Genomic DNA, 12,311 nt, shown 5'->3' with positions numbered 1-12,311 from the left:
ATGAAATTGGGTTTCGCGTGTAAATACTTTGATGCACAGGCTAAGCAGCCTTTTCCGTTTAAAATCACCACGCGTACGCGTTTCCTTGGTCTGGACCACCCGGTTCGCACAGAATTGCTGGCGCAGCTGGCGACCAATAACCTCAACAACCTCTACCTGACACTGGAGCAATTGGCGAAACAGCCGGATGCGCTGCGCATGATGCGCATTGGCAGCGACCTGTTGCCGCTGTATACCGTGCCAGAGGCCACCGCCATCTACAGCGAATTGATGCCCGACTTACAGCCGCTGCTGGCGCGCTGTGGCGACATGGCTCGCGCTCACAACATTCGTCTGTCATTCCATCCTGGACAATATTCCGTGCTCGCATCCGATAACGAAGGCGTGGTGGATAGGGCGATTGAGGATGTGGAGTACCATGCGCTGTGTGCCGTGTTAATGGGCTATGGTCGCCAGTTCCAGGACTTCAAAATTAATATCCATATGAACGGCAAAAAGGGCATCGATGGATTCCGCGCAGCGTTTCAGCGCCTTTCTCCTGAAGCACGCAATATGCTGACAGTAGAGAATGATGAAATTTCCTGTTCGCTCGACGATGTCTTACAGGCGCGCGATCTCTGTCCGGTGGTGCTGGATATCCATCATCATTGGGTGAAAGAGAATCAATTTATCAAAGCCGATGACGATCGTATTCCGTTGATTATTGCATCATGGCGCGGTGTGCGTCCGGTATTGCATTATTCCATCGCGCTGGAGGGGTTGATTCCTGAAGCGGGTTTACCGGATCAACAGGATTTAGCGGTGGCAAAAACCAAACTGCGTGCGCATTCCGATTACTATTTCAATCAGGACTTAAACGACTGGGCACTTTCATTTAAAGACTTCGATATTATGTGCGAAGTGAAAATGAAAAATCTGGCGCGCGATCGTTTATATCACTATTCACTGACGGGGAAAGAGTAGGGGAAGTACGCAGCGAGATGTGGAATTCATAATAAATCCGGGCAGAAGATTCTGCCCAATTTAAAAGGGAAGAGGGATTACGGCGAGGTGATGACAATCGCCACGCGACGATTCTGTGCCCGCCCCTGTGCGCTATTATTACTGGCAACCGGCGTACTCATCCCCATTCCTCGGGTCATGATATTGCTGCGCGGCACCGCAGCGCCCAACGCCCATTGCTCTGCGACGGCATCTGCCCGTTTTAATGACAGCTGCTGGTTGTAATCCGCCTTGCCGTAATTATCCGTATGACCATCAATACGTACATGCTGGATGCCGGTGGCTGAGAGGTTCCTCGCCATGGTGGCGATATTCGCTTTGCTGATGGCAGTCAGTTCGGACTCATTGACGCCAAACAGAATCTTATCCGATAAACCTAAACCCCAGCCTTCCATGTTTTCAGTGAAACCGGCATTTTGCATGGCCGCAATTTGTGCAGCACTGAAGCGACCTTTGGACTGGCAGCCCACACAGGCCAGAATACACACCAGCAGAAAGAGTTTTATTTTCATGCGCGTACCTTACTTATCCCTTTGTTTTTGTACATGTGCATATCCGCACGCTCGAGAATCGACTCTACCGTGTCGCCATGTTGTGACCAGGCATAGCCAATAGTGACTGAGGTGGTGATCGGCATACCCTCGGCGATCATGATCTTCCTCGCAATGGCTGCGCGAATGTCTTCCGTCAAAAGTTGCAGCTGCGATTCGGTCGCGCGGCTGGTGATCAGCATGGCGAATTCATCACCGCCGAGGCGTGCAACCATATCCTGCTTATAGGCCAATGCCGCCAGGCGCGAACCAATGGCTTTCAACACCTCATCGCCTGCGGCATGGCCCCAGTTATCGTTGATGCTTTTGAAGCGATCGCCATCGAGGAACAATAAAACAAAACGCTCTTGCGCCAGCTGCGCATCAAGTAAGGTGTTCAGTCGGCTTACAAAGGCGGCGCGGTTTGCCAGCCCGGTCAGCGGATCTTCCAGCGCTTTGGCGGCCAGTGAGCGGTTATCACGCAGCAATGAGGTTTGTAATGACTGCATCTCCGCGAGCAGAGAGTTGAGATCCTCGGAGAACAGTTGGAATTCTTTGGTCGGACTTTCAGGAATTCGTACGGAAAAATCACCGGAGTGAATAACATAGTGAATCGAACTGGTGATATTGCGCAGCGACACCAAAATACCGCTGTGCAGGAAAGCGCTCAGCAAGAATGAGACGATTAACACGCACAACATGCCGCTGGATAAAATGATCACCGAGTAACGAATAAATTCGGCCGCACCGGTGACGGTGCCAGCCAGCGTCAAGGTTCCAACCACGCTTTCGGCGTGATTAATATTCACACTCAGCGGTCGCAGGTAAATCCATTCACGCAGAAAGTTTTGATACCAGCCGCTCTGTTGCTGTTGATCTTGCCAGTCAACCAGCACCGTCTGGTCACTGGTCATCAATTTAGCGGAGGCAAACATGCCTTCGTTGCCCAACATGGCAATCTTTTTATGGGCGTCGTAACTGTCTTCAAATACCGTGGCTGCCGTCAGACTGTTGCTCAGCGTGGCGGCAATCAGCTCCAGATTGCGTTTTTCATAGCGCTTTATAAACAATAACGATGTCGATGTGAGCAGCAACCAGCACAGCAACAAAATAACCGCTGAGTTAATGATGCTGATTTTGCGCAGCTTGATACGGATAGATGACTTTTCATTTTTATTTTTTTCAAATTTTCATCTTATTGGCTTCCTTTGCGCGACAGCAACAACACATCCGGACTTACACGAACACCGCTACGCGCCAGCGAATCAAGGTTGACGGAAAACATCGGATGATCGGCATTGAAGATCAAACAGAAGGCGGCACCTATCGCACAATCTGGATTGTTTTCGGCCAGCGACAGCACCGGTTGGCTTTTTTCCAGGGCCAGTAACTCGGTCTGCTGCTGCGGGGTTTGATCGCCAAAATAGAGCGCATCACAGCGGTTGCTGGCCAGCTCGGCCTCGCTATTGAGATAGACCACGCTAAACGGCAGCGATGTTGCCATCGTGCTGGCGGGGAAATTGATATGGCGGGCGGAGTTAAACACGCACAGCTGCGGCGCGGAGTTTAAAGCTGGCCAGTGAGTAAAACTGATAATACCGCTGACAATGCGATTGGCTTTGTCGTCTTTGGTGGCCGCATTTTGCGCGGCAGCGGCGGGCAGTGATAGCGGCAATAGCAATAGCGCCAGCGCTATAAAGCAGGTCAAAATCGCTTTAAGCTGCGCAAAAAAAGAATTAAACCTTCACCAAAGTGAAGCCGTAGGTCAAAACGTATCATGCTGCCATTCCGCTGGGTTGAACGCGGAAATAGTACCATCGGCATTTATAAAAGAGTACAGATGTTCAATCAAAGGAAGGGGCGATTATTTAGCTCAATAGAACAATCCGATCCGTTTATAAATAGAGTTTCAGGCGACATTGCCGGGAGGCTTTCAGGCTGTCCGGCAATGTGGTGAGGAATTAGTCAGTTAAATCCTGGCCATTGCTGGCAATGACCTTTTTGTACCACCAGAATGATTTTTTGCGCGTGCGGGCCAGTGTTCCTTTACCGTGATCGTCACGATCCACATAAACAAAGCCATAGCGTTTACTCATTTCTCCGGTTGAAGCCGCCACCAGATCGATACAGCCCCAGGTGGTATACCCGATCACCGGAATACCATCGGCAATCGCTTCGCCCATCGCCTGAATATGCTGCCTGAGATAACTGATGCGATAATCATCGTGAATTTCGCCGTTGGCTTCGATTTCATCGCGTGCACCTAAACCGTTTTCCACCAGGAACAGCGGCTTCTGGTAGCGGTCATACATCATGTTCATCGTGATGCGCAGGCCAAGTGGATCGATACCCCAACCCCATGCGCTGCGCGGGATATGGGGATTGGTTAACGACTTCACCACGTTTGCCGCACTGCTGTTTTTCTCGTTCATGTCGGCGGAAGCACAGCGCGAGGCGTAATAGCTGAATGAGACAAAATCTACGGTATGACGCAGTATTTCTGCATCACCGGGCTGCCATTCAATCTCAATGCCTTTTTCGCGGAACACCCGTGCGGCATAAGAGGGATATGCACCACGCGCCTGCACATCGATAAAGAACAGGTTTTCGCGATCTTTCTCCAGTGCCGCCCAGACATCCTCAGGATTGCAGGACCACGGATAGAAATTGCCACCCGCCAGCATGCAGCCGACCTGATTCTCGGAGTTAATCTCGTGGGCGATTTTCGTCACCTGCGCACTGGCCACCAGCTCATGATGCGCGGCCTGATATTTCACCTGCTCGTGATTATCCTCTGGGCCAAAGACTAACCCGGCGCCCGAGAACGGGCTGTGCAGCAGAATGTTGATCTCATTAAAGGTCAGCCAATATTTCACCAACCCGTTGAATGCTTCAAAGCAGGTGCGGGCATAGCGGGTAAAGAATTCGATCATCTTGCGGTTACGCCATGAACCGTATTCGGTGACCAAATGCATTGGCACGTCGAAATGGCACAATGTCACCAGCGGCGTAATGCCATATTTCTGACACTCTTCAAACAGGCTGCGATAAAAGGCGATGCCGTTTGGATTAGGCGTTAACTCATCGCCGTTGGGATAAATTCGGCTCCAGGCAATGGAGGTGCGGAACACGGTAAATCCCATCTCCGCCATTAACGCGATGTCATCTTTGTAGCGACGATAAAAATCGATGGCATCGTGACTGGGATAATATTCTTCATCCTGCAGGGAGTAACGCGGCTCAAGCCCCAGTTTGACCGGCATACGGTGTTCGCCATGCGGAATCATATCCACCGTGGTTAAGCCTTTACCTCCCGCCAGATAGCTCCCCTCTGACTGATTGGCGGCTAGCGCGCCGCCCCATAAAAATCCCTCAGGAAATGTCACTGCAGACATAAAAAAACCTCAGTTAATCAATTCGCGTTAACGGTTTTAGCGGCATCCACAACCGGTTTGGGCTGTGCTGTTTCACTAACCGGAATATCTTCGAAGCCAAGAATCAGGGTGAGAACGAAAGAGAGCACCACGGATAACACCATCACACCGCCGACCCACACGATGCTCATTGGATTAGCGGGATCAAAGAACTGTACGCTGGTAAACAAGCCGGGTGAGGCCATGGAGTGGCTGGCGAGCCCGCCAATACCCGCCACTGCGCCACAGATAAATCCACTGATCAGGCTGGCGATCAGCGGACGCTTGAGGCGCACCGCGACACCATACAGCGCAGGTTCCGAAATCCCGGCCACAATCGCCGAGGCCGCTGCGGCAAACGCGGTCTGACGCAGTTCCGGGTTTTGGTTTTAAAGGCCACAGCCAGCGATGAGCCGCCGAGCGACAGATTGGCACCGATTTCAGATGGCATCACCATGCCTTCTTTACCGGTTTCAGCAATGGTCTGAATAATGGTAGGGGTGAAAACACGATGCATCCCGGTCATCACCAGCAGCGGCCACAGTCCGCCCATGATCGCCACGGACAACCAACCCAGATAGCCATGAATGGTGTACACCAGCTTAGAAATACCGCTACCAATCCAGATACCGAGCGGGCCAATCAGCACTATGGCGATCGGTGCGGCAATCAGCACAATCAGCATCGGTTTAAGGAAGTTTTTGGTGACTGCAGGGGTAAAGCGATCCACCCAATATTCGATGTGCGACAGGATCCACGTCATCACCAGCGCCGGGATAACGGTATAGGTGTATTTCACCGCCGTCACCGGGATGTAAGCAAACTCGACGGCCTGGCCTTGCGCCGCTTTGGCCATCAAATCAATAAAGTTGGGGTGCACCAGTACGCCCGCAATCGCAATCGCCAAAGACATATTGGTTTTAAATTTTAGCGCTGCCGACGCAGCCACCATCACCGGCAGGAAGAAAAAGGCGCCGTCGCCGATCACGTTAAGGATCACCAGAGTCGATGAACCTTTTTCCAATACGCCGCTCATCTCCAGCATCATCGCCAGCAGTTTCACCATGGATCCGCCGATGATCGCCGGGATCAAAGGCGACATGGTGCCGACCAGGGCATCAAGAATGCCCGCACCGACGCGGCGCAGGGTGATTTTGCGCGTCACCGGAGCGCTATGGTCACTGTTGGGCGTGCCGAGTTTGAGGACTTCCTGATAGGCGAGGTTGACGTCATTGCCAATGATCACCTGACACTGGGTATCGCTGTGCACCACGCCCATCACGCCTGGGATGGTTTTTAGCGTCACGTTATCGATCAACGCCGTGTCTTTTAGCACGAAGCGCAAGCGCGTCATGCAGTGTGTGACCGCCTCGATATTCGATAAGCCGCCGAGCGAAGCCACAATGGCTCGTGAAACGTCAGCATAATTTTTAGCCATGGATTGTAGGTCTCTAGTTTTGCAGTAGGGTACGGGCGCTCGCATTGTCACTGCGAGTCGTGAGAAACCGGTTTCACAAAATCATGAATATGAATCTCATATCAGGCAAGATATTTAAAAATGGATGTTTAGAAATGTGATATCGATCGGATGCGGGGAAGATCAAAGGCGTTGTTAGGTTGAGAAAAATCTCCGCATTATTGGTCACTTAGGTACACTGCCAGTATATCAGCGTAAATCAGAGTGAAATATGGCAACCATCATTGAGGTGGCAAAAGTCGCGGGCGTGTCCAAAGCCACGGTGTCACGTGTGCTGTCAGGCAAGGGTTATGTCAGTGAAGAGAAGCGCGAAAAAGTGTTTCAGGCCATCGCTGAAACTGGCTTTAGGCCGAATCTGCTGGCGCGAAATCTGGCCACCAAGTCGAGCCAAACCATTGGATTGGTGATCACGAACACCCTTTATTCCGGCAGCTATTTTACCGAACTGATGCAACACTCAGCGCGGATAATGGAGCAGCAGGGCCGGCAATTGTTGTTAGTGGATGGCAAACACAGTGCAGAAGAAGAGCGTGCTGCGATTCAATTTCTGCTCGATTTGCGCTGTGACGGCGTCATCATTTATCCGCGCTTTCTTACCATCGATGAAATGGATGCCATTATTGCTCAGCATCAACATCCCATTCTGGTGATTAACCGCCGTCTGCGTCAGCATGACAGCTACTGCATTTACTCCGATCAGCAGCATACCAGCGCCGTGGCCGTGGAAAAGCTGATCGCGCTGGGCCACCGTGACATCGCGTTCATCACCGGTTCTCTGGACTCGCCCACTGGCCGGGAACGTCTGGCAGGATATAAGTCGGCGCTGGCACAGCATCAGATTCCGTTGCAGGAATCGTTAATCATTGAAGGTAAGTGGCAGGCGCAAAACGGCGTGGCGGCGGTGGAAACGCTGCTAAAACAGTGCAGCAGTTTCAGCGCGCTGGTCGCCAGTAACGACGATATGGCGGTTGGGGCGTTGAAAGCGCTGGCATCACACAATATTGCTGTGCCCGCGCAGGTTTCTGTGTTGGGCTTCGATGATATCCCGCTGGCCCCGTTTACTGTTCCATCGCTCTCCAGCGTGAAAATGCCGGTGACCGACATGATTCAGGAAACGCTCGCCCGGCTGATCTCGATGCTCGACGGGGGTGAAATGCGTAACCGCCAAATCTTCGCCGGTGAAATCATGATGCGTGAATCCATCGGGCCCGGGCCTTTCGCCTGAGAAAACGGTGACGGGTCAGTAATATAACGCTGATAAACAATAGGTTGACGAATTTTATCGATATATAATCGAAAATATAGCGCTAGCTTAACGCGCTAACCCTTTCGTCAGCCATCCTGGAAAAGTCATGTTTATCAAGCGTATCACCCTGGTGAAAACAGGTTTCACCAGCGCCATGTTATTGTCCGCCGTTCCGCTGTATGCCGCATCAGAGCAACCAACGCTTGCCGTTACCGCTTCGCCGAATTCTGCCCCGTTGGAAACGGATAAAAAAGCCACCTTGGGCAATCTCGGCAAACAGGAAGTCCGTAACACCCCATGGTCGGTACAGACCGTCTCGCCGCAGTTAATGAAACGCCAGCAGTTGAAAAGCGTCAGCGATCTTTATCGCTATTTGCCTTCGGTACAAGGGGATGGCGCGCGTCCACAAACGCGTGGCGTGCAGGGAAGTGTGGTGCAAAACAGTATGATCGATGGGCTGAACGTGGTGTCGACCACCGATTACGCCGCTGAACAGTTTGATCATATTGAGGTGCTGAATGGTCTTGCCGGGTCGTTGTATGGCCCTGCCAATCCTGCTGGCTTGTTTAATTTCGTTAGCAAACGCGCCAGTGATACACCGCAAAACAGCGTGACGGTGGGCGCGGGCACCGGGTTAAGTCATCAGCTGGCAGGGGATTTTAGTGGTCCGCTGGATAGTAACGATCGACTGCGTTACCGATTGAACCTGTTGGATGATGAAGGCGATGGTTATGTGAAAGGCAGTAAAATACGCCGTCAGCTGTTTAGCCTCGCGCTGGACGCCAATTTGACCGATCAAACGGTACTGGAAACCAACTTCAGTTATTACCATTTCTATGACAAAGGGTTGCCGGGTAAATTTGCCCTCGGCAGTGGTTTGTCGTTCCCCTCGGCGCCCGATCCTAAAAGCGCTCATTTAGGTCAATCCTACGCTGGCGATGACAACCATACGCTGACCGCCGGGATGCATCTTAAACATGATTTCAACGGAAACTGGCAGGGTGAAGTGGGCGTGTTACGCCAAATAGCAGACCGTGAATCCACGGCGGTGACCAATACCTTTACCAACAGCCGTGGCGATTACACCACAACCACCTCCTCAGCCACGGCCAGCCGTTTTACGATCAACAGCTATATGGCCAATCTCAACGGCGAAGTGGATACCGGCTGGCTTCATCATCAGATTTCAACCGGAATTCGCGGTTTTGTCTGGAAGAATTACAATCCGCGTAACGGCGCGTCCTCGACGCTGGGCAGCGCGTCGCTGGACAATCCTCAGGCATTTGCCGAACCGGATTACCCTGATTTTACTGACCGCTATCATTCTGCCACTGCCACCCAGCACGCATTCTTGCTGAGTGATAACCTGCAGTTCTCTCCTCAATGGAGCCTGCTGTTAGCCGGCAGCGAAAGCCTGCTCAGCTCGTCTAATTACAGTAAACCGGCAGTCGCAGCAGCGATTCCTCGAATAACGGCTTTAGCGGCTCTGCCAGTTTGATGTACAAACCTGTCGATCCGCTGACGCTGTATGTCACTTACGCCGATAGCCTGCAGCAGGGAGATACCGCCCCCGCGACGGCCAATAATGCTGGCGCGATTTTGGCGCCTTATCGCAGCCGCCAGGTCGAAGTCGGCAGCAAGCTGGTGGTGGATAAACTGCTATTGACCGCTGCACTGTTCCAGATTAAACGCCCGTTTGCCTACACCACTGCCAGTGGTGATTATGCTATTGATGGTGAACAGCGTAACCGTGGGCTGGAACTGATGGCGGACGGTGACGTCTCCGATCGTCTGCATCTGTTTGGCGGCATGACGTGGTTAGATCCGCGCCTGCTGGATACCGCCAGCACAGAAACCGATGATAAGCAGATTGTCGGACTGCCGCGCTACACGGCCAGCCTGTTTGCGGCCTACGATTTACCGATGCTCAGCGGCACCGATATTCACGGTGGCGTTCACTATGTCGGCCGCCGCACGACCGACAATCAGAATGACGGCTGGGTGGGCAGCTATACCACGCTGGATGCCGGTGCCGCCTACAAAACGCGTCTGTTTGATACCGCCACCACTTTCCGACTCGATGTCACCAACCTGACCAACCGCCATTACTGGACCAATATTGTGCCCGGCGGGTTGAATGGGTATAGCGGTGCAGGCTATGCCAGCGCATCGCTGGGCGCGCCGCGGATGGTGCAGGTTTCCATGCAACTTAACTTCTGAGGGAATGAATGATGAGCAAAACGTGGCGATGGCTATTGCCGTTGTGGATGCTAAGTGCACTGGCTTCAGCCCAAACGGTGATCGATGACAGTGGCAATTCTGTCAAAATCAGCCAACCGGCGATGCATATTGCTGACGCCTGGTTTGCGCATCATTCGTTGCTAATGACGCTGGGAGCAGGGGATCGCATTGTCGCCACCGTGAACCATCCTGCCGATCATCCGTGGATGTTTAAAGTCCAGCCGTCATTGCAGCAGGCATTGCAGGTGAAGGGTAAAACCTTTGCCAGCGAGGCACTGGTGGTGCGTCACGTTGACGCCATTTTTGTGCCCGCCAACGATCCTGATGCCGAGTCATATCGACTCGCGGGCATTCCGGTGTTGGCAATGAATTTTGACGATTTCTCCTCGATGAAGCGCTCGCTAGCCACCACCGCACAAGTGGTGGGCACGCCAGAAGCAGCGGCACGCGCGCAAGCCTACAATCGTTATCTTGATGAGCACATCGCCGCTATCAGCGAAAAAACGGCGGCTTTAAGTGATGCGCAACGCCCGCGCGTGTTGCATATCCAATCGTTGCATCCGTTGAAAATCGATGGGCGTAATACGCTCATTGATACCTGGATTCAACTCGCCGGCGGCCGCAATGTGGCTGCTGGCATTGACGGCAATATGAAGCCGATTTCGCCGGAAGAGGTGATTCGCTGGAATCCCGATGTGATTATCATCGGCGCGGGTGCCGGTTCATTGGCAGATTCAGAGTATCAGACGTTGTTTGCGAGCGTGAAAGCCGTCCAGCAACATCGCGTGTGGCAGAATCCGGCGGGTGTGTTTCCATGGGATCGCTACGGCACCGAGGTGGCGTTACAGATTCAATGGGCGGCAAAACAGTTGCATCCGACGCTGTTTACCCAGCTGGATTTGGTTAGCGCAACGCAGGCGTTTTATCGTCAGTTCTACGATTTTGAGCTGACGGCTGAAGACGCGCAGCGTATTTTGCAGGCGCAGCCGCCGCAATAATTAATGAACGTACTCGCGGCGTTTTTTTCAATCCATTAGCACAGCTGGTGAACACCGTTATTCAAAACCGCCATGACTCTGATCATGGCTGGTTTTTTATTGTCAAATAAACGCGGCTATCGTTAAATATTAGCCTTGCGGGCGCTGATAAATATCAGGGTTAACGCCTATTCCAGAATGGGCTGGCCAGTCCATTGAAAAGTGTTTATTCAAGCCTTCACTGATTAATAAAACTCGCGATAAATGATTTTTTAATCAGATTAAGTCTTATTGTGAGTAAAGATGTGTCAGTGCTAAGTTGAGTTTACACATCCGGACATCTTTCCTGAGGGAATTATGCACGCACGCATCAAACATCTTGACGGAATGCGCGGCTTAGCGATCTTATTAGTGATTGGCTACCACGCTTATGCACGCTGGCCAGAATTATTGCCTTTTGCCAATATCACACAACATATTCCAATTTTTTCCTATGGCTGGCTCGGCGTAGAATTGTTTTTCATGATTTCCGGCTTTGTTATATTTATGACGCTGGATAAATCGGAGAGCTATATCAGCTTCCTAAAGAAACGCTGGCTACGCCTGTTCCCGGCGATGCTGATCGCCAGTCTGCTACTCTATTTTGTGGGTGGGTTTTTCCCAGAATGGTCGGCCATGACGCCGTATGTCAGGAATCTGCTGCCTGGGCTGATCTTCACCAATCCTGAAACCCTGACGCAAATAACGGGTATTGAATTTAAATCGATGGCGGGTTCATTTTGGTCGCTGTACGTTGAGGCCGTGTTCTACCTGATTATCGGTGCTATCTACTTTTCGCTGGGCCGAAAATATTGTTTGCCGGGATTGCTGGTGCCCATGTTACTGCTCTCCGCATCCTCGGTATTAAAATCATTAGGTCATCCTGTTTTTATTGATGTTATCTCTAAGTTTGGATTTATTCATTACGCCTGGTTTATGGTCGGTTGCCTGGTGTATGAGAGAATGCATGGCCGTGATAAAGCACTTCATTATGCGATAGTGGCTTTTGCTATGCTGATTAATTTCAGTTATTACGTTAAGAATGCCGGCGTGATGACGGTGATCCCACTGCTGATCGTGATGCTGTTCTTTATTGCCAGTTTTTATTCAAAACAGATGGAACGTCTATTATCGCTGCGTTTCTTTACCGCTATCGGTTTTGCCAGTTATGCGTTCTATTTGATTCATGAAAACCTGATGATTGCCCTGTTGATCAAACTGAATGTGACTATCAAAAGCGAATGGATGATGTTGTTCATGCCGATTGTGGTGGCCACGGTGCTGTATTATCTGGCCTGGTTTATCACCAAATACCTTGAGCCCGCGTTGAGAAATGTGCTGAAGGGCAAGCGTGCACCCGCAGCAGAAGCAGGCTGATAATGGGAT

Annotated in this window: 8 protein-coding genes and 2 pseudogenes; 5 read left to right on the top strand and 5 right to left on the bottom strand. The window is 51.7% G+C overall.

The genetic code is table 11. The annotated features are described in order from the left end of the window. Complete coding sequence (gene uvsE / locus HA45_RS06020) at positions 1 to 963, top strand: UV DNA damage repair endonuclease UvsE (protein WP_100703774.1); 963 nt, start codon at positions 1 to 3, stop codon at positions 961 to 963. A gap of 77 nt (positions 964 to 1,040) precedes the next feature. Here the strand turns inward: uvsE and yfiB are convergent, their stop codons facing one another. The 5 genes and pseudogenes from yfiB to ascF all read right to left on the bottom strand — a co-directional run bounded on the left by yfiB (position 1,041) and on the right by ascF (position 6,383). Continuing rightward, on the bottom strand, positions 1,041 to 1,514 hold the full coding sequence (yfiB, locus tag HA45_RS06015; protein WP_100703775.1) for an outer membrane lipoprotein YfiB: 474 nt from the start codon (positions 1,512 to 1,514) through the stop codon (positions 1,041 to 1,043). Then, positions 1,511 to 2,689 (bottom strand): diguanylate cyclase DgcN/YfiN, encoded by a 1,179-nt coding sequence (dgcN, locus tag HA45_RS06010; protein WP_128598904.1) that lies wholly within the window; start codon positions 2,687 to 2,689, stop codon positions 1,511 to 1,513. Before dgcN ends, yfiB begins: the two co-directional genes overlap by 4 nt. Before the next feature lie 38 nt (positions 2,690 to 2,727). After that, complete coding sequence (gene yfiR, locus HA45_RS06005; protein WP_244563404.1) at positions 2,728 to 3,240, bottom strand: regulatory sequestration protein YfiR; 513 nt, start codon at positions 3,238 to 3,240, stop codon at positions 2,728 to 2,730. Positions 3,241 to 3,493: 253 nt separating this feature from the next. Then, positions 3,494 to 4,927, bottom strand: a complete 1,434-nt coding sequence (locus HA45_RS06000; RefSeq protein WP_100703778.1) for a 6-phospho-beta-glucosidase — start codon at positions 4,925 to 4,927, stop codon at positions 3,494 to 3,496. Between the two features lie 17 nt (positions 4,928 to 4,944). After that, positions 4,945 to 6,383, bottom strand: a pseudogene (ascF, locus tag HA45_RS05995) (PTS cellobiose/arbutin/salicin transporter subunit IIBC). A 250-nt stretch (positions 6,384 to 6,633) separates the two neighbouring features. Here ascF and HA45_RS05990 point away from each other — a divergent pair. From HA45_RS05990 to HA45_RS05975, 4 genes and pseudogenes are all read left to right on the top strand, one after another. Then, positions 6,634 to 7,647 (top strand): LacI family DNA-binding transcriptional regulator, encoded by a 1,014-nt coding sequence (locus tag HA45_RS05990; protein WP_100703780.1) that lies wholly within the window; start codon positions 6,634 to 6,636, stop codon positions 7,645 to 7,647. Between the two features lie 175 nt (positions 7,648 to 7,822). Beyond that, positions 7,823 to 9,888, top strand: a pseudogene (locus HA45_RS05985) (TonB-dependent receptor). An 11-nt stretch (positions 9,889 to 9,899) separates the two neighbouring features. After that, entirely contained in the window at positions 9,900 to 10,907 is a 1,008-nt protein-coding gene (locus tag HA45_RS05980) for an ABC transporter substrate-binding protein (RefSeq protein ID WP_100703781.1), read from the top strand. 336 nt (positions 10,908 to 11,243) lie between these two features. Then, positions 11,244 to 12,302 carry an acyltransferase family protein gene (locus HA45_RS05975; RefSeq protein WP_100703782.1) on the top strand — a complete coding sequence of 353 codons (1,059 nt, stop codon included), beginning with the start codon at positions 11,244 to 11,246 and terminating at the stop codon, positions 12,300 to 12,302. Positions 12,303 to 12,311 lie beyond the last annotated feature (9 nt).

Origin of the sequence: Pantoea rodasii (assembly GCF_002095465.1) — a bacterium.
Classification (GTDB): Bacteria; Pseudomonadota; Gammaproteobacteria; order Enterobacterales; family Enterobacteriaceae; genus Pantoea; species Pantoea rodasii.
This window is presented reverse-complemented; position numbering and strand designations above follow the sequence as displayed.